Annotated in this window: 16 protein-coding genes and 1 tRNA gene; 14 read left to right on the top strand and 3 right to left on the bottom strand. The window is 68.4% G+C overall.

Annotation, left to right across the window (positions count from 1 at the left end):
- Positions 1 to 606: 606 nt before the first annotated feature.
- Together AVL48_RS40400 and AVL48_RS40395 are read left to right on the top strand one after the other, a co-directional pair.
- Positions 607 to 939, top strand: coding sequence for a recombinase zinc ribbon domain-containing protein (locus AVL48_RS40400; protein ID WP_063054182.1), 333 nt, complete (start codon positions 607 to 609; stop codon positions 937 to 939).
- Between the two features lie 33 nt (positions 940 to 972).
- On the top strand, positions 973 to 1,356 hold the full coding sequence (locus tag AVL48_RS40395) for a hypothetical protein (protein ID WP_074038181.1): 384 nt from the start codon (positions 973 to 975) through the stop codon (positions 1,354 to 1,356).
- Here the strand turns inward: AVL48_RS40395 and AVL48_RS35890 are convergent.
- Positions 1,338 to 1,421, bottom strand: a tRNA-Leu gene (locus AVL48_RS35890). The genes AVL48_RS40395 and AVL48_RS35890 overlap by 19 nt on opposite strands.
- A 247-nt stretch (positions 1,422 to 1,668) precedes the next feature.
- Here AVL48_RS35890 and AVL48_RS35885 point away from each other — a divergent pair.
- From AVL48_RS35885 to AVL48_RS35860, 6 genes are all read left to right on the top strand, one after another.
- The gene (locus AVL48_RS35885; RefSeq protein ID WP_061981062.1) at positions 1,669 to 2,691 is read left to right on the top strand and encodes an LLM class flavin-dependent oxidoreductase; all 1,023 of its coding nucleotides are present in this window, start codon (positions 1,669 to 1,671) and stop codon (positions 2,689 to 2,691) included.
- 77 nt (positions 2,692 to 2,768) lie between these two features.
- Positions 2,769 to 3,428 carry a S1 family peptidase gene (locus AVL48_RS35880; protein ID WP_061981063.1) on the top strand — a complete coding sequence of 220 codons (660 nt, stop codon included), beginning with the start codon at positions 2,769 to 2,771 and terminating at the stop codon, positions 3,426 to 3,428.
- Positions 3,429 to 3,802: 374 nt separating this feature from the next.
- Complete coding sequence (locus AVL48_RS35875; RefSeq protein ID WP_061981064.1) at positions 3,803 to 4,063, top strand: hypothetical protein; 261 nt, start codon at positions 3,803 to 3,805, stop codon at positions 4,061 to 4,063.
- Between the two features lie 537 nt (positions 4,064 to 4,600).
- Positions 4,601 to 5,440, top strand: a complete 840-nt coding sequence (locus AVL48_RS35870) for an LLM class F420-dependent oxidoreductase (protein WP_061981153.1) — start codon at positions 4,601 to 4,603, stop codon at positions 5,438 to 5,440.
- A gap of 117 nt (positions 5,441 to 5,557) precedes the next feature.
- Positions 5,558 to 7,186, top strand: a complete 1,629-nt coding sequence (locus AVL48_RS35865) for a GMC family oxidoreductase (RefSeq protein WP_061981065.1) — start codon at positions 5,558 to 5,560, stop codon at positions 7,184 to 7,186.
- Between the two features lie 26 nt (positions 7,187 to 7,212).
- The gene (locus tag AVL48_RS35860; RefSeq protein ID WP_061981066.1) at positions 7,213 to 8,787 is read left to right on the top strand and encodes a succinic semialdehyde dehydrogenase; all 1,575 of its coding nucleotides are present in this window, start codon (positions 7,213 to 7,215) and stop codon (positions 8,785 to 8,787) included.
- On the opposite strand, the gene AVL48_RS35855 is transcribed toward AVL48_RS35860, so the two are convergent.
- Both AVL48_RS35855 and AVL48_RS35850 read right to left on the bottom strand, forming a co-directional pair.
- Complete coding sequence (locus AVL48_RS35855; RefSeq protein ID WP_061981067.1) at positions 8,784 to 10,064, bottom strand: MFS transporter; 1,281 nt, start codon at positions 10,062 to 10,064, stop codon at positions 8,784 to 8,786. The genes AVL48_RS35860 and AVL48_RS35855 overlap by 4 nt on opposite strands.
- Positions 10,061 to 11,722: an amidohydrolase gene (locus AVL48_RS35850; protein WP_061981068.1), complete on the bottom strand. Its 1,662-nt coding sequence runs from the start codon at positions 11,720 to 11,722 to the stop codon at positions 10,061 to 10,063. The genes AVL48_RS35855 and AVL48_RS35850 overlap by 4 nt, the downstream gene beginning before the upstream one ends.
- A 209-nt stretch (positions 11,723 to 11,931) precedes the next feature.
- Here AVL48_RS35850 and AVL48_RS35845 point away from each other — a divergent pair, with 209 nt between their 5' ends.
- From AVL48_RS35845 to AVL48_RS35820, 6 genes are all read left to right on the top strand, one after another.
- Positions 11,932 to 12,837 carry an Lrp/AsnC family transcriptional regulator gene (locus AVL48_RS35845; RefSeq protein WP_061981069.1) on the top strand — a complete coding sequence of 302 codons (906 nt, stop codon included), beginning with the start codon at positions 11,932 to 11,934 and terminating at the stop codon, positions 12,835 to 12,837.
- Between the two features lie 100 nt (positions 12,838 to 12,937).
- Positions 12,938 to 13,651: a GntR family transcriptional regulator gene (locus AVL48_RS35840; protein WP_061981154.1), complete on the top strand. Its 714-nt coding sequence runs from the start codon at positions 12,938 to 12,940 to the stop codon at positions 13,649 to 13,651.
- Positions 13,652 to 13,676: 25 nt separating this feature from the next.
- Positions 13,677 to 14,831, top strand: coding sequence for an NAD(P)/FAD-dependent oxidoreductase (locus AVL48_RS35835; protein ID WP_061981070.1), 1,155 nt, complete (start codon positions 13,677 to 13,679; stop codon positions 14,829 to 14,831).
- A 79-nt stretch (positions 14,832 to 14,910) separates the two neighbouring features.
- Complete coding sequence (locus AVL48_RS35830) at positions 14,911 to 16,083, top strand: epoxide hydrolase family protein (protein ID WP_061981071.1); 1,173 nt, start codon at positions 14,911 to 14,913, stop codon at positions 16,081 to 16,083.
- A 101-nt stretch (positions 16,084 to 16,184) separates the two neighbouring features.
- A complete protein-coding gene (locus AVL48_RS35825) occupies positions 16,185 to 17,486 on the top strand; it encodes a choice-of-anchor B family protein (protein ID WP_061981072.1) in 1,302 nt (433 codons plus the stop codon).
- A gap of 3 nt (positions 17,487 to 17,489) precedes the next feature.
- Complete coding sequence (locus AVL48_RS35820; protein WP_061981073.1) at positions 17,490 to 18,368, top strand: hypothetical protein; 879 nt, start codon at positions 17,490 to 17,492, stop codon at positions 18,366 to 18,368.
- Positions 18,369 to 18,428: the final 60 nt, after the last annotated feature.

Here is an 18,428-nt window from a genome sequence, read left to right as displayed (position 1 = left end):
GTCCGGCGGTGTCCTGTCATGGCTGTTGTTCTCAAGTGCGCTCGGACTGGTCTGCTCCCTGACACATCGGATCGTGAATCACGTCCGCGACCGTAACTGGGATCGGGACCGGGCCCGGTTCGACGCTCTTTATAAGAGGCTTTTCCGTTGGGGGACGACGATGACTCCGGAGCTCATGAGAAGCACGACGACGGCGAGCGCGCCGAGAACGGCCCACGCGACGGGATGCCCAAGGTTGAGCGTCCAAATAGGTGCCGTTCGACGGTGTATCAACAGTGCCCGGTCCGTGCGGTTGACATAGACCATGCCCGCGAGGAATCAGTTCCGGTCGTCGTCGCGTTGCACGACGCCGGAGTCGGCGTCCTCGCCAGGTTCGGCGGGGAGTCGGTGGCCTGCCTGACCTACGCGGTACTCCCAGACCAGAATGGCGACAGTCCAGGGCGACGAGCGGAACTGGCTGACTCGCCTCGCCGATCACGCCTTCGGTCGGCTCGGCAGGAGATGCTGTTCGACCCTGATGACGTTGCTGCCGGCAACGTCGTGCGGTTCCGGCGAGCCAAGCCGGATCGGGTGGTTCGGTCGCGTAAGCCCGCTCACCCGAAGATCGTGTCCGTCGAGGACTTCACGCAGGCGCAGGTGATCCGGCGAGCCAAGGCGGCCGGCGGTCTCCGGACAGCGCGCAAGGCCGAACGCGTGGGTCGCCCGGTGAAGCACGTGTACTTGTTCCGCGGTCTCATTCGGTGTGGCGCGTGCGAACGGAAGATGGAAGGCAGTCCGCGCAAGTACGGCATGTACTACCGATGCCCGGCCCGGACTCTGGCACCAGGGGCACCGGCCTTGCTCGCGCATCCACCCACGATCTATCTCCGGGAGGAGTCGCTGCGTGACGCGGTGAACGGCTGGGTCGGTGAGTTGTTCGACCAGCAGAACATCGGGTAGACCGTCAGCCAGCTCGTGGGCGCTCAGCCAACGATGCGAGCCGAGGGCGATCGAGTTGCAAGCAAACAACTGGAGGAGGCAGAAGCCAAGCTCAGGCGCTTCCAGGACGCCATTGCTGCTGGCGTCGACCCGATGGCGATGGTCGAGAGCATCAACGAGGCTCAGGCGGACCGAGCGGCCGCGCAAGGGGCGTTAGCAGCCGCGAACGAGCCAGCGGGCATGACCGACGCCGAGGTCTACGCGATGATCGACTCGCTGGGTGCCATCGGGGCTGCCCTCGCTGACAGTCAGCCGGGCAAGCTGGCACGGCTGTACCGGGATTTGAGGCTTGACCTGCGGTATGACAACGAAAAAGAGGCCGTCTACGCGACGACCTCTTTGCGTGTGAATAATGCGGGTGTCCGAGGGGGGACTTGAACCCCCACGTCCGTTAAGGACACTAGCACCTCAAGCTAGCGCGTCTGCCATTCCGCCACTCGGACTTGCTGATGTGAGAAGAGTATACGTCGCCTCGAGAGCATTAATCAGGGGGGTCCGTCTCGTCACGCAAACCTACATTGAGAGAATGATCGGTTACCCTCTGACAACTTCTGTGCCTCGGGTGGACGGGCGGCGTCGGTAAGTCCCCAGGTCGAGAGCCTGAAGTGCACAGTGTGACCATGGGTAGCTTTAAGTAACTGGTGCGGGTGGGTAGGGAATCAAACCCGGTCATCGGACGCTTACACGTGCGTGAAGAAGATTGGTTTCCTGTCCTTCGGCCACTGGTCGGCGAGCGCGCACTCCGAGACCCGGTCGGCCGCCGACTTCCTGCATCAGTCGATCGACCTGGCGGCCGCGGCCGAGGAGCTGGGCGTGGACGGCGCGTACTTCCGCGTGCATCACTTCGCGCGGCAGGCGGGGAGTCCGTTTCCGCTGCTCGCGGCGATCGGTGCTCGGACGTCGAAGATCGAGATCGGTACCGGCGTGATCGACATGCGTTACGAGAACCCGATGTACATGGTCGAGGACGCCGGCGCCGCCGACCTCATCTCCAACCGCCGACTTCAGCTCGGGATCAGCCGGGGATCTCCGGAGCAGGTGATCGACGGCTGGCGCTACTTCGGTTACGGCCCCGCGGAGGGGCAGACCGCCGCGGACATGGCCCGGCAGCGCACCGAGGTCTTCCTCAAGCTGCTCGAGGGGGAGGGCTTCGCGCAGCCGAACCCGCGGCCGATGTTCCCCAATCCGCCGGGGCTGTTGCGCCTTGAGCCGCACTCCGAGGGGTTGCGCGAGCGGATCTGGTGGGGTTCCGGTTCGAACGCGACCGCTGTCTGGGCGGCGGAGCAGGGCATGAATCTGCAGAGTTCCACGCTCAAGGACGACGAGACGGGCGAACCGCTGCACGTCCAGCAGCGCAAGCAGATCGAGGCCTACCGCGAGGCATGGAGGAAGGCCGGTCACGAACGTGAGCCGCGGGTGTCGGTCAGCCGCAGCATTTTCGCCCTGACCAACGACCTGGACCGCGCCTACTTCGGTCGTGACCGCGACTCGCGTGATCAGGTCGGCATGATCGACGAGAACACGAGGGCGATCTTCGGACGGTCTTATGCCGCCGAGCCGGACGAGCTGGTGCGGGCGCTCAAGGAGGACGAGGCGATCGAGGCCGCGGACACCCTGCTGCTGACCATCCCGAACCAGCTCGGTGTCGAGTACAACGCGCACGTCCTGGAAAGCATTCTCACGCATGTGGCGCCGGAGCTCGGCTGGCGCTGAGAATGCGCGATTCGGCGGATGGGCCGGGGCTGCTCGCTGGTTACGATCAGGGCATCCCCGGCCCATCGGAGGGTCCCATGAGACTGCCCCGATCCCGCTTCCTGCTCGGCCTGGTCGCGCTCTTCTCCCTCGCCCCGCCGACCGCGCAAGCGAGCGTTCCCGCTCCGCTGGGTGGCGGGAGCGTGTTGCAGAGCGGCGCCGCGTCGCGGTGCACGGCCGGATTCGCGGCGGTCTCGGGGAAGGTCGGCTACCTGATCGCGAGTTCCGCCTGCGGCAAGCCCGGCGACACCATCCGCAGCGGCGGACGTGTGGTCGGGGTCGTTCCGGGCGCGCAGGTTCCCCCGAACGGCGCGATCGTCATCCGGGTGACCAATACGACCGACTGGCGGCTGGTCGGGTCGATCCCACCGACCGACAGCCGGGTGACGATCACCGGTTCGGTCGAGGCCCCGGTCGGCGCGTCGGTGTGCAAGTACGGAGCGACCACCGGCTGGCGGTGCGGCACGATTTTGGCGAAGAACGTCTCGATCACCTTCCCCGAGGGCACGCTGACCGGGCTGACCCGCACGTCCGTCTGCGCGGAACCCGGCGACAGCGGCGGGCCGTTCGTCAGCGGGACGCAGGCGCAGGGAGTGCTGGTCGGCGGAAGCGGGAACTGCTCCAGCGGCGGCACCACCTACTTCGTCCCGGTCAACCGCGTCCTGTCGGCCTACGGGTTGACGATCCTCACCGGCTAGAACGGCAGGACCCGCGGATACGGGGGAGGCGTGGGCCGCGCGAACGCCGGGGTGGTCGTCACCCGGGCTTCCCCGACGGCGTCGAAGATCGTTCAGCGCGTCAGGGGCGCTTGACGGCCACTGTCCGTGGTCCAGCCGCCGCTCCAGCGTGCGTAGCGCGGTGATCTCTTCGGACGCGGTGAACACGCAGTGACCGGCCCGGTTCACGAACAGCCCGCGAAGGTTCTCCCGGTCGCCGGTCAGCGTGACCCGCTCGGCGTATGCCAGGATCCGCCGGTAGTCGATCCCCGCGTTCCAGCTCGGGTTGCCGCCCGAACGCCGCTCCAACGCGACCCTGTCGACGCCGAACGTGCCGACGCGGTAGTAGCGGTCTCATGCGCCGGCCTTGCGGGTTCGCGGTGGAGGCCTGCACCACGCCGGCGAATTCGGCCGCGTTGGCCGCGGGATCGGTGATCCGCACCAGTTCCAGCCGCGCGTCGAGGAGGGGCGGTGATCGCCCCCACCGATTCACCCGCCGCGATGGTGCGACGCGGCGGGCCAACCGGACCTGGTCGGTCAGCGCCTCTTCGATCGACCAGCCGCGCACGGCCCGGTACTGGGACGCGGTCAGCGCGATCCGCTCCGGCTCCGGATAGGCCAGGGAGTACATCCCGTGACTCCACAGCACCAGTTTTCCGGCACCAGCACCAGATAGCGCGCGCCTTCGAGGTGACCGGCGCGTCCGCCGAGGCGCGGATAACCATCAGCTCCAGCAAGATCGTGAACAGGGCTGGGAAAACAAGGACCGAGCGCAGCAGAAGTGGGTGTCGTTGCGGACGGAACGCGTCGACGTCCCAGTCGGGGATTCGATGCATTCGCCGCTCGGTCTCGCGGCCTGGTCCACTCGGGGAGTGGACCGGAGTTCGGCCGGTGATCGATGGTACACCGGCAACCCCGACGTCTTCGCGGACTGATCATCGGCGGACTTGTGCGCGCCGCGAAGAAGAAAGCGCTTCGGTGCGGGCGGGCCGCGGGTGACCTTCGACGATTTCGAGGCGTGGATGGGCGAGGTCCCGCCATACGCGAGCCTGCCCGTCGAGTCCGGAGTGGACGCCGGCGACCACCTGCGCTCGGTATCGCCCGCTGAATTTCGGCCGCGCGACTGGAGGAACTCCAGGTTTACGATCAAGATCATGCGATTCGCCATCAAGACTTCACCGCAGGACACCGTTTGGGCCGACATGCTCGCCGTCTGGCAGGCCGCCGACGAGATCGAACTCTTCGAATCCGGCTGGACCTTCGATCACTTCTATCCCATTTTCTCGGATTCGACCGGTCCGTGCCTGGAAGGGTGGGTGACCCTGACCGCGCTCGCGCAGGCCACGAAACGGCTCCGCCTGGGCACGCTGGTGAGCGGCATCCACTACCGGCACCCCGCGCTGCTCGCGAACATGGCCGCGACACTGGACATCGTTTCCGGCGGTCGGCTGGAGATCGGCGTCGGCGCGGGCTGGAACGAGGAGGAATCCGGCGCGTACGGCATGGAACTGGGCACCATCAAGGAACGCAGCGATCGGTTCGAGGAGGCCTGCGAGGTGCTCGTCGGCCTGCTGACCCAGGAGACCACCACGTTCCGGGGGGAGCACTACCAGCTGACCGACGCCCGCTGTGAGCCGAAGGCTGTGCAGAAGCCGCATCCGCCGATCTGCATCGGCGGCAGCGGTGAGAAGCGGACGTTGCGCACGGCCGCGAAGTACGCCCAGCACTGGAACTTCGTCGGCGGCACGCCGGAGGAGTTCGCGCACAAGCGTGAGGTGCTGCACCGGCACTGCGCGGACATCGGCCGGGACCCGAACGAGATCACGCTGTCCTCGCACGTCCGCCTCGGCGCGGACGGTGACTACGCCAAGGTCGCCGCGGACGCCGAAGCCCTCGGCGAAGCGGGCCTCGACCTGGCGATCATCTACCTGCCGCCGCCGCACACCCCCGCCGTGCTGGAGCCGCTGGCGAAGGCGCTCGAACCGCTGCGCTGAGGTCTCGAAGACCGGCCGGGGAGTGACCGCCCGTTGCGGAACCGGCCGGTCTCGCTATACGGTGACAGAACTAGAACAGGTTACAGTTCTGCACGGTGGGCGGACCGAGGAGCGGGAATGGCGAACAGGGCGCCGCGCGGCGACGAGGCCGATTACGTGGTCGTCGGATCGGGCAGCTCGGGGGCCGCGATCGCGGGCAGGCTCGCGGAGTCCGGGGCCAGCGTGATCGTGCTCGAGGCGGGTAAGAGCGACGAGAGGCTGCTCGTCAAGAAGCCGGGGCTGGTCGGCCCCATGCACGCGGTACCCCAGCTCAAGAAACCCTTCGACTGGGGCTACTACTCGGTCCCGCAGAAACACGTTCTCGATCGCCGGATGCCGGTGCCGCGGGGCAAGGTCGTCGGCGGCTCCAGCTCCATCAACGGCATGGTCTACGTCCGCGGCAACCGCGCCAACTTCGATTCCTGGGCCGCGGAAGGCAACAAGGGCTGGGACGCCGACAGCGTCAACGCCGCGTACAAGCGGATGGAGGATTTCGAGGACGGCGAGAACGCGTTCCGCGGCGCGGGCGGGCCGATCCGGGTCACCCGCAACAAGGTCCCGCAGGAGGGGACGCTGCAGTTCCTCCAGGCGACCGCCGAAGCGATCGGCTGCGAGATCCTCGACGACTACAACGCCGCCTCCCAAGAGGGCGTCAGCCGGATGCAGCAGAACGCCGCCGACGGCCTGCGTTACAGCGCCTCGCGCGGCTACATCCACCGTCTCGCGCCCGCGACCCTGGAAGTCCAGTCCGGCGTGCTGGCGAAGAAGGTGCTCATCGAGAACGGCCGTGCCGTCGGCGTCGAGGTCGTCGACGCGAACGGGCGACAGCGAACGCTGCGCGCGGGCAAGGAGGTCATCCTCTCGGCCGGCTTCGTGGGATCCGCGCAGCTGCTGATGTTGTCCGGCATCGGCCACGCCGAGCACCTCAGGGAGCACGGCATCGATGTCGTCGCGGATCTGCCGGTCGGCGACAACCTGCACGACCACATGTTCCACGCGCTGACCTTCCGCGCGTCGTCGAGCAAGAACCGGGGCACCCCGCCGTACTTCGCGCGCGGCCTGGTCAGCGAACTGATGCGGCCCGGCACGACGTTCCTGGCGAACTCGGTCTTCGAAGCGGTCGCCTTCCTCAGGACCTCCCAGGCCGCCGACGTGCCCGACCTTCAGCTGCATCTCCTGCCGTGGGCGTACGTGACGCCCAACCAGGACGCGCCGATCCGGCACGACGTCGACAAGCGGCCCGCGCTCACCGTGCTGACCACGCTGATCTACCCGAGGAGCCGTGGCACGCTGCGGCTCGCCTCGGCCGATCCCACGGCGGCGCCGCTCATCGACCCCCAGTACCTGTCCGACCCGGCCGATCTCGAAGTGCTCGGCGAGGGTTCGGAGATGGTCCGCGAGATCTTCGCGTCGAAGGCGTTCGGAGGCTCGATCAAGGAGGAGCTCCACCCGGGCAAGGCGTTGCAGGGCCAGGAGCTGCGCGACGCGATCCTGAACCGCGCGACGTCGGTCTACCACGGCGTCGGCACCTGCCGGATGGGCGTCGACGACCTCGCCGTCGTCAGTCCGGACCTCAAGGTTCGCGGTGTCGAAGGCCTGCGGGTCTGCGACGCCTCGATCATGCCGTCGATCACCGGCGGCAACACCAACGCGCCCGCCATCATGATCGGCGAGAGGGGCGCGCAGCTCGTCCTCTCCGACAACTGACCGGACAACCGACGGAAAAGAGGGCCATGACCGTCACTCCGCTCGCGCTCACCCGTCCGGCGTCGGTGACCGACGCGTTCCTGCGGCGCCTTGCCGCCCGAGTGCCGGACTCGTCCGGGGCGACCTGGAAGCTCACCGAGGTTTACACCGGCGAGGCGCTCGTCGAGCTGCCCCAGTCGACGCCGGCCGACATCGAGCAGGCGTTCGCCACCGCGCGGGCCGCGCAGGAGAAGTGGGCCGCGACCCCGCTCAAGCGGCGGCTGGAGGTGTTCAAGCGGGCGCACGCGCTCTTCGTCGGGCGCGCGCGGATCGTCACCGACCTCATCCAGGCCGAGAGCGGCAAGAACCGCCGGATGGCGATCGAGGAGACCTGCGACCCGGCGATGGTGATGAGCCATTATCTGACGCGGGCCGCCAAACTGCTGGCCCCGGCCAAACGCGGCGGACCGGTCCCGTTCCTGACGACCTCGACCGAGATCCGGCAGCCCAAAGGGGTCGTCGGGATCATCGCGCCGTGGAACTTCCCGTTCGCCACCGGCATTTCCGACGCCATTCCCGCGCTGATGGCAGGCAACGCGGTCGTGCTGAAGCCGGACAACAAGACGGCGCTCTCACCGCTTTACGGCGTCGAGATGCTGGAGGAGGCCGGGCTGCCGAAGGGCCTGTTCCAGGTGGTGTGCGGCGAGGGCCCGGATGTCGGCCCCACCCTCATCGATCAGGCGAATTACGTGATGTTCACCGGCTCCACGGCCACCGGCCGGGTGATCGGCGAACGCGCGGGCCGGAACCTCATCGGCTGCTGCCTCGAACTCGGCGGCAAGAACCCGATGATCGTGCTCGAAGACGCGGATCTGGCCGAAGCCGTGCAGGGCGCGGTCTTCGGCGCTTTCGGCAACACCGGGCAGATCTGCATGCACATCGAACGGATCTACCTGCCGGAGTCCCGCTACGACGAGTTCAAGAACGCGTATGTGGCCAAGGCCAGGGCACTCGACGTCCGCGCCGCCTACGACTTCGGGCCCGACATGGGCTCGCTCGTCTCGGTCGACCACATGAACCGGGTCAAGGCACACGTCGACGACGCCGTCGCGAAGGGTGCGACCGTCCTCTGTGGAGGAAAGCCGCGCCCCGATCTCGGTCCGGCGTTCTTCGAACCGACGATCCTCGAAGGCGTCACGAAGGACATGCTCTGCGGTGTCACCGAAACCTTCGGACCCGTTGTCGCACTGCACAAGTACCGCACGGTCGACGAGGCCGTCGCGTTGGCCAACGACACCGAGTACGGCCTCAACGCGTCGGTGTGGGGCGGTGACGTCATTGCCGCACGCGCGGTGGCCGCACGCGTCGAGTCCGGCAACGTCAACATCAACGACATCCTGGCCACGGCGTACGCGTCGAAGGGAACACCGTCCGGTGGCGTCAAGAACTCGGGCGTCGGCGCACGCCACGGGGATCAGGGCCTGCTCAAGTACACCGACGTCAAGAACGTGGCGGTGCTCAAGAAACAGGTCATGGGTCCCCGCGGCGGCCAGACCTACGAGAAGTACGTCGAGGGGATGCTGTCGGGGCTGAAACTCATGCGGCGTCTGCGCATCCGCTAGACCTCGTCGGTGTGCTGGGGCGCGGCCAGCACACAGGCGATGCTGAGCACGCACATGCCGATCAGCAGGCCGATCGCCGGCCAGACGCTACCGGTCGCCTGGAACAGCAACGTCGACACCAACGGCGAGAGCCCGCCGAAGAGCGCGCCCGCCAGCTGGTAGGACAGCGAGATGCTGGTGTACCGCGCCCGCGGCCGGAACATCTGCGACAGGATCGCCGCGATCGGGCTGTAGGTGGCCGTCATGGCGAGGCGCATCGCCACGAACGCCGCGATGATCAGGGCGGCGTTCTTCGTCGAGAGCACCAGGAACTGCGGTGCCGCGAGGACGGCGACGCCGACGAGACCGATGACGACCACGCGTACCCGCCCGAAGCGGTCGCCGAGCCACGCCGCGCCGAAGCTGACGACCAGTTCCACGAAGGCGGCGATGGTGAGCGCGTTGAGCACCAGCGATTCGGAGACGCCGACGGCGGGATCTGTCGCGTACGCCGTCGCGAAGGTGGTGACGAGGTAATAGCCGCCGACCGCGACGGGCAGCACGCAGATGCCCAGCAGAATCGGTTTCCAGTTCGTCCGCACCGCGTAGAGGATCGGCGCGCCGGTCTCCTCGACGGCTTCCTCGAAGACCGGTGACTCTTCGACCTTCAGCCGCACGATGAGACCGACGCCGATGAGCAGGACGGACGCGAAGAACGGGATCCGCCAGCCCCAAGTGGTGAGCCATTCGGTGCCGCCGAGGCTCAGGAGGCTGAACAGGCCGGTGGCCAGCAGCGCGCCGGCGGGGTTTCCGGCCTGGGCGAACGCGCCGTAGAAGGTCTTCTTGCCCGGTGGCGCGTGTTCGACCGCCATGAGCACGGCGCCGCCCCACTCGCCACCCACGGCGAGCCCTTGGACGAACCGGAGCACCACGAGCAGGATGGGCGCCCACGTGCCGATCTGGGCGTATCCGGGCAGGCAGCCGACCAGGAAGGTCGCCGCCCCCATCATCGTCAGGGTCACCACGAGCGCGGTCTTGCGGCCGATCCGGTCACCGACGTGCCCGAACACGATGCCGCCGAGCGGCCGGGCGAAGAACCCGACGGCGTAGGTCGCGAAGGCCGCCGCCACCCCGGTCAGCCGGTCACCGGTCGCGGGGAAGAACACGGTGCCGAACACCAGGCTCGCGGCCGTGGCGTAGATGTAGAAGTCGTACCACTCGATCGTGGTGCCGACGAAGGCCGCGAGCCCGGCCCGGCGGGCCCGGCGGAGCGACTGGGTGTCGGTCTGGACGGTCATCGGGCCACCTCGCCGTCGATCCAGGTTTCCAGCACGCCGATGCCCGCGATCCGGCCGGGTTCGCAGGTGAGGGGATTCTCGCCGAGAAGCACGAAGTCCGCGCGTTTGCCGGGGGTGATCGAGCCGAGGTCACGGTCACGGCCGAGCACGCGGGCGCCGGCGATCGTATGGGCCGCGATCGCCGACCGGACGTCGATCAGCAGGTCGTCACCGCCGAGCCGGTGGCCACGCCGGGTCGTCCTGGTCACCGCCGTCTGGATGGCTTCGAGCGGATTCGGCTCCGCGACCGGAGCGTCCGAGCTCAGCGTGACCGGCACACCGGCCGCCTGGAACTCGCCGAGGGGATTGAAGCGCTCGCCGGGAGTGCCGACAGCGTCGGTGACGCCTTCGCCCCAGTTGTAGTAGTGCTGGGGCTGGTTGACCGGGTGGACGCCGAGTACCGCCATGCGCTCGATCTGCTCCGGGGTCGGCAGCCCGCAGTGCTCGATACGATGCCGGGCGTCGGGACGGGGATCGCGCCGCTGCGCGTCTTCGATGGCGTCGAGCACCATGCCGATCGCGGCGGGGGACTGGGCGTGGGTCGCGGTCTGGAGCCCGGCCTCGTGCGCCTTGCCGATCAGCGCGGCGTAGTCCTTGGGCTGGTGATACAGCTGCCCGGTCCGGCAGGGGTCGCCGACGTAACCGTCGGGGAAGTAGGCGGTCCACCCGCCGAGCGTGCCGTCGGCGTAGAACTTGATGCCCGCGAAGGACAGGCGCGGAGTGCCGAAAGCGCCGTGCAGCCCCATTTCCAGGGCCTGGTCGAGCAGGTGGGACAGCAGGTACATGTGGACCCGGGTCTTGAGCTGTCCCGCTTCGTCCAGCCGCAGGTACATGTCGAACTCGCGTCGAGTGACCTGGGCGTCGCCGATCGCGGTCACGCCCGCCGCGAGGAACTTCTCCTGGGCGGCGGCCAGTTGCCGCGCATGTTCGTCCGGCTCGTCCTCGAGGTGGAAGTTCGGGCCGTGCCGTCCCACCTTCACGCCGGTGACACCGGTGAGGATGTTGCACGCCGCGTCCGACAGCTCCCCGGTGAGTTCACCGTGCTCGTCCCGGAAGAACACGCCGCCGTCGGGGTCCGGGGTGTCGCGGGTGATGCCGTTGCGCCGCAACGTAAAGCTGTTCACCACGCCGCCGTGCCCGCTGGCGTTCATGAGGTAGACCTCGCGGTCGACGGCGACCGCGTCGAGTTCTTCCTTGCGGGGATGGCGTTTCTCGGCGAGGTTGCGGTGTTCGTAGCCGTAACCGCGGACGGGCCTGCCGGCCGGAGTGCGTTGGGCCGCCTCGTGCAGCAGCGCGACGATGCCGGGGATGGTCGTGGCCCGCTCGGGGCCGCAGTCCACCCAGGTCATCATCTGCCCGTACATCAGGGGATGCGCGTGCGGATCGACGAAGCCGGGCAGGAGCGTGCCCGGCAATCGCCGCACCGCCGGCGATGGATGGCCGAGACCCGCCGCGCGGGCGTGGCACTCGTCCACCGAGCCGACCGCGGCGATCTCCTCGCCGAAGACGAGCACCGCCTCGGCGCCTTCGGTGGCGTCGTCGACGGTCACCATCGCTTCGGGACACAGGATCGTCGCGGTCGCGTCGAGGACTGAACGGTCAAAGGGCAACAGGCGCATCGCGCGGACTCCTGGGTTCGGCGGTGAAGTGGGGCGAAGGTAAGCGAGGAGGAGCGCCGAGCGCAATCAGATCATTCGTGCACAGACGGTGTTCACGATCGATATGCCAGCGACAAGAGGCAGATCGCGCTATCTCTGCTGCCTGAAGCCCTATTCCGCAAGTGATATGGTCCGCGGCGGTGTCGGAAATTCAGCAGAGGAGAAGCGCCGTGGACGACGCGTTGGTCGCGGCTTTGCGCGCGGACGGCCGGATGAGCGTGGCCGATCTGGCCAACCGCGTCGGGGTCTCCCGCTCCGCCGTGTCGGCCCGGCTGGAGCAACTGAAGGCCGACGGTTCGCTCAACGTGGTGGCGGCGGTGCATCCCGAATTCCTCGGCCTCACCGCGTACGCGCATCTCGCGATCCGCACCTCGGGCCGGTCGCAGGCGACGACGGACGCCATCGCGGCGCTGCCCGCCGCCGCGTTCGTGTCCGCCGTGAGCGGGGAGTACCAGACCGTCGCCGAGCTACGGCTGCCCGATTCCCCGGCGCTTTACCGCACCGTGGCGGAGATCCGCGGCCTGCCGGAGGTGGAACAGGTCAACACCCTGCTCTACGTCGACGTGGTCAAGGGCTTGTTCATGCCGGGCCGTCCGCTGCCGTCCTGGTTGCGGCTCGATGACCGCGATCTCGCGATCATGCTGCGGTTGCAGGCCGACGGGCGGGAGAGCTTCGCGCGCACCGCCGAGCATGTCGGCCTTTCGCCGTCGGCCACCCGCACCCGGGTGCGTTACCTCGTGGAGCACGACGTCATCCGGATCGCGCCGGTGCTCAGCCGGGCTCGTCCGGACGCCGGCCTGGTCTGCGGAATCGGTCTCAACGTCCGGGGCGCCGGAGACGCCGTGACAGCGGCGCTCGCCGCGCGCGACGACACCGAATTCCTCGCCAGGACCATCGGCCGGTTCGACGTCGTCGCCACCGTCGCGGCGCAGTCCGCCCGCGACCTCGACCGGACGCTGGAGGAGATCAGCGGCAGGCCCGACGTCGTGACCGCGGAGACGTGGGTGCACCTTCGCATCGCCAAGGAACGCTACGAGTGGCCGTTGCCGACCGCGGAGGAACTCGCGCGACGCTAGGCCGACCACGCATTTCGTCCTCTGAATGCCACATCGTCAGGTGCTGAACTGCGCCGAAAGCCGGATTGACCGGTCAAATCGGCATTTGTACGGTCAATTCATGACCGAGCTGCTGCACCGCCGGATCCGGCGTGAGATCGAAGCGAAGATCCATGCCGGGGAGCTGGTGCCCGGATCGCGGTTGCCGACCGAGAACGAGTTGTGCGGGCAGTACGGCGTCAGCCGAGCCACAGCGCAACGGGTGCTCAACGACCTCGCGGCCGCGGGGCTGGCCGTGCGTCATCGGCGGCATGGGACCTTCGTCGCGGACGTCACGCCGCAGATCAACCTGCTCGCTTTCGCCGCCCCCGAGGCCGCGGCGAAAGGTGCGCCGGGGCGCCACGAAATCCTGTCCGCGCACACGATCCCGTCCGGTGACGCGGTCGTCCCACTGCCGGACACCCCGGCCGACACCGCGGTCATCGAACTGGTCCGCCGCAAGTTCGACGTCCGTGACCGGCCGCGGTCGATCGAGCGGCACGTCATCCTCTTCTCCGCCGCGCCCGGCGTGCTGCAGGAGAATCTCGAACATTTCGTGAGCATGCGGTACTTCCGGGCGCGGGGAGTGCCGATCGACAGCGTCCGGGTCTACCTCGACCCGGTGTGCCTGGACGAGACCACCGCCCGTCTGCTCGACAGCGAACCGGGGACGCCCGCGCTGAAACGGCGCCGGGAATCGCGTACCGAGGACGGCACGGTGGTGGAGATCGTCGAGACGATCGTCCGTCCCGGCTCGGCACAGTTCTTCGTGGAAGTCCCTTTTTCCGCCCGGTGACCGGGAAACCTCGGAAAGGAAGCGCATGAAGATCATCATTGTCGGCGCCGGAGTGCTGGGCGCCAGTGTCGCGCGATCGCTCGCCCTCGCGGGGGAAGACGTCCTCCTGCTGGACCGCTCGGGCCAGGGGAGGGGAACGAGCGCCACCACGTTCGCGTGGACGAACGCGAACCGGAAACACGATCCGGCCTACCAGCGGCTCAACGTCGCGGGAATGGCGGAACACGCCGTCCTGGCGGACCGGCTGCCCGGGCCGCGCTCCTACTTCCGCAGCGGCAGCCTGCACTGCGCGGATCCCCGGACCGAACCCTGGCTGACCGGCAACGTCGAACTGTTGCGGTCGCTGGATTACCCGGCTCGCTGGGTGGAGCGAGCGGAGGCAGAGGAGATCGCCGGTGACGTCGTGCTCCCCGAAGCGACGACGGCGATCGCGCATTTCCCCAGCGAAGGCTACGTCCTTCCGGAACTGCTGATGCGGAGCCTGCTGGACGACGCGGAACGCCACGGTGCCGAGGTCTCCCTCGGCGAGGTGGTGGATTTCGGCGAGAGCCAAGGGAAAGCGTCGGTCACCCTGTCCGGCGGGGAGATCATCGAGGCCGATCGCGTCGTGCTCGCGGCCGGACGCTGGACCGACGCCCTCGCGGCGAAAGCCGGAATCGACATCCCCATGATGACCGACGTCCGCCGAGGTTCACCGATCGTCGGCTTGCTGGGTTACGTGACTTCACCGCGGCTCGACCTGAAATGCGTGCTGCACACGCCGTCCCTCAACCTCCGGCCCGCGGGGAACGGGCACACCGTGGTGCAGGCACTCGACTTGAACGCCCGCGTCGATCCGTCGGCGCCGGTGGACCCGGAGACCGCGGCGGTCATCGCGGAGCGGTTCTCCGCGATGACGGACGCCCCGGGCAGACCGGAGATCGGCTTCCGGGTCGCCATCCGGTCGATGCCCGCGGACGGGCACACGATCGCGGGCCCGCCGTCGCCCGGTTCCCGGATCTATTGCCTCGTCACGCACAGCGGCATCACGCTGGCGCCGATCCTCGGCCGTCTCGCCGCGGAGGAGATCGTCTCCGGGGAAACGCGGGATCTGCTCGACTCGTTCCGTCCCGGCCGGTTCGCGGGACTGTCGCGTTCGGACCTGACGATCGAGCGCCCTGTCCGGCTGGGTGAGCAGTAGCCCGCAACGGCAATTTCCGACCGCGGGACGCCAATCTCGGAGATGGGCGCGGTGGCCGCGGGAAGCTAACTTCGTCATCATGATCGACAGCATCGGGCGCGGCGACGTCGAACCTTTCACCCTGTCCGTTCCGGATCGTGAACTGGAGGATCTGCTCGCCCGCCTGGACCGGGTCCGCCTTCCCGAAGCCGAGACGGTGCCGGACGCCACCCAAGGGATCGGGCTTCAGCGGCTGACGGAGTTGCTCCACACGTGGCGCCAACACGACTGGCGGGCAAGGGAAATCCAGTGGAACGCGATTCCGCACCACCGGGCCCGGCTCGACGGTTTGGACATCGCGTTCTGGCATGCCCGCTCGCCTGAGCCCGATGCGCTCCCGCTGGTGCTGACCCATGGCTGGCCCGGCTCGATCTTCGAGTTCGAAAGCGTGCTCCGGCCGCTCACCGATCCGGTGGCGCACGGCGGTTCCGCTCGCGACGCCTTCCACGTGGTCGTGCCGGCGTTGCCGGGATTCGGTTTCACTGAACGACCTCGCGAGCAGGGCTGGCATCCGGGTCGGACCGCCCGGGCTTGGGCGGACCTGATGACCGTCCTCGGTTATGAGCGTTTCGGAGCCCACGGCGGGGATTGGGGTGCCGTCGTCAGTACCGAGCTGGCGCGCCAGGTGCCCGAACGCGTCACGGGTCTGCACCTGATGATGCCGTCGGCGTCGCCACTGCCCGAAGACCGGGCGACGCCGACGCCTGCCGAACGTCGCATGCTGGACCGGCGCGATCTGCATCTGTCCGACGGCTACGGCTTCGGCAGGATCATGGCCACCCGCCCGCAGACCCTCGGCTACGCGCTCCTCGACTCGCCCGCCGGCCTGGCGGCGTGGCTCGGCGAGAAGTTCGACGCCTACGCCGACAACCGGCCGGAGAGCGGCGGCGGGGTGAGCCTCGCGAAGCAGATCGACACCATCGCCTTGTACTGGCTGACCGGGACCGGTGCCTCCAGCGCCCGCTGGTACTGGGAGGCGATGCGCTGGGTGCCGCGCAGCGCGGAAGAAGAGAACGCCCTGCCGGTGACCGTGCCCACCGCGGTCTCGGTGTTCCCGGCCGATCCCTGGCCCACCGCCGAGCGCTGGGCGCGGCGTCGTTATCGCGCGCTTCACCGGTGGAACGAACTCGACCGCGGCGGGCATTTCCCCGGCCTGGAACAGCCGGATCTCCTGGTGTCCGAGATAAGGAACGCGTTCCGGGAGCCGCGGTAAACGGTTAACGGCGCCAGACGTTCGGAGGGATACGCGGATCGTCGACGCTCCTATCGTCGGAGACCGGGCAGAAACGGACTCTCCGGTGAGGAGCGCGCCAGATGAAGATCGTGCGCACGATAGGCCTGGCCCTGGTGACGGCCTCCGCGTTGGTGCTGTCGATGACGGCGGCGTCCGCGCACGACCCCGAGACGGCCGAAGGGCAGGCGGCGGCCAAGACCTTCATGGCCGACCACGTCCCGGCCGAGCGGCACGCCGTCACCGGCACCGCGGCGGGGGTGCCGTGTGTCAACGGCAAGGCCGACATCTACCCGTGCAAGAACGTGGACCTGCTCAGCGTGCTTCCCTTGTCCGGCCTCGGCGGCGGCAACGGCAACGACATCTGGGGCTGGACCGATCCGTCGTCCGGCAAGGAATACGCCATCGTCGGGCGGACCAACGGAACCGCGTTCGTCGACCTGAGCACGCCGACTTCCCCGAAGTTCCTCGGCAACCTGCCCTCCAACGGCGGCAGCAGTTCGTGGCGGGACATGAAGGTGTACAAGAACCACGCGTTCATCGTGGCCGACTTCATCTCCGGGCACGGGATGCAGGTGTTCGACCTGACCCGCCTGCGCACGGTCACCACGCCGCAGACGTTCACCGCCGACGCGCTGTACAAGGAGTTCGGGCCCGCGCACAACATCGCGATCAACGAGGAGACCGGTTTCGCCTACGCGATCGGCTCCAACACCTGCGGCGGCGGCCCGCATGTCGTCAACATCCAGAACCCGAAGGCTCCCGCCAAGGCCGGCTGCGTGTCGCAGGACGGCTACACCCACGACACCCAATGCGTGGTCTACCGGGGACCGGACGCGGCCTACCGCGGCAAGGAAATCTGCTTCAACGCCAACGAGGACACGCTGACCATCGTCGATGTCACCGACAAGGCCCGGCCGGTCCAGCTTTCGCGCAAGGGCTATTCCGGCGCGCAGTACTCGCACCAGGGCTGGCTGACCGACGACCAGCGCTACTTCCTGCTGGACGACGAACTCGACGAGTCGCGCGGCACCGACAAGCGCACCAAGACCTATGTCTGGGACCTGGCCAAGCTTTCCGCGCCCGTGCACACCGGCGTCTACAGTTCACCCGCCACCGCGATCGACCACAACCAGTACATCAAGGGCCGCTACTCGTACCAGGCGAACTACCAGGCGGGCCTGCGCATCCTGGACGTCAGCGGTGTCGCGTCGGCACAGCTGTCCGAGGTCGGCTACTTCGACATCTACCCGGCGGGCAACGCGGCGAACTTCAACGGCGCGTGGAGCACCTACCCGTACTTCTCCAGCGGCATCGTCATCGTCAACGGGATCGAACAGGGCCTGGTCGTGGTGAAGCCGAACCTCGCCACCGCCGGGCGGTGACAGGTGCGCAGACCCCGGCTCACGGATTGGGTGTTCCTCGCCCTGGCCATGATGATCGGGGTGGCCGCGGCGTTCGTGGCGCTCCGCCCGACGCCCGGCCCCGGCCACTCGGCACACCGGCCGGTGGTGACGGCGGATCTGGTGCCCGCCGCGCACAGCGACGGTCTGTCCGAGGCGGAGAGCGGATACCGGTTCGAGCGGGTGACCACGCCCGCCGTCCGGGGCCCGGCGGTGCCGGTCGCGTTCCGGATCCTCGGCCCCGACGGGAAGCCGGTCACCCGTTTCCTGGACAACCAGACCAAACAGATGCACTTCTTCGCCGTGCGCGACGACATGAACGTCTTCCAGCACGTGCATCCGACGCTCGACGGGGAGACCTGGCGCACCGCTCTCGCGCTGACCGACGGCGGCGCCTACCGGATGTTCGCCGAGTTCGTCCCGCTCGACACCAAGGATCCCCGGCATCCGGTGGTGCTCGGCGTGCCGTTCACCGTGCCCGGTGACACCACCTTCGTGCCGGTGCCCGCTCCCGCCGGGGAGACCGTGACGGCCACCGGTTACCGGGTCGCGCGGGTGGAGGGAACGGACCGCGTCCCGCTGATGCGGGCGCAGGTGCTCCGGTTCGCCGTCCGCGATCCCGGCGGCGCACTGGTCACGGCCGTCGACCCGCATCTGGGTGCCAACGGCCATCTGACCGGGTTCCACACGATGCTGCTGTCGGCCACGCATCTGCATCCGGTGCAGCCCCTTGGCGCGCGGCTGGTCAACGGTGAGCTGGCCTTCCACTCGATGTTCTCGGAACGCGGGGAATACCGGCTGTTCCTGGAGTTCTCCCACGGCGGGCGGGTCCACACGGCCGCCATCACCGTGGCGGTGGGCTGACCGGCGGTCACCGAACGGCCCGCGCGAAGGCCGGGACGACCTCCGCGATCCTCGGCGCCA

The organism is Amycolatopsis regifaucium, assembly GCF_001613935.1.
In the GTDB taxonomy this organism is placed as follows: Bacteria; Actinomycetota; Actinomycetes; order Mycobacteriales; family Pseudonocardiaceae; genus Amycolatopsis; species Amycolatopsis regifaucium.
Note: the sequence above shows the minus strand (reverse complement) of the source record. Positions and strands in the feature narration are given on the sequence as shown.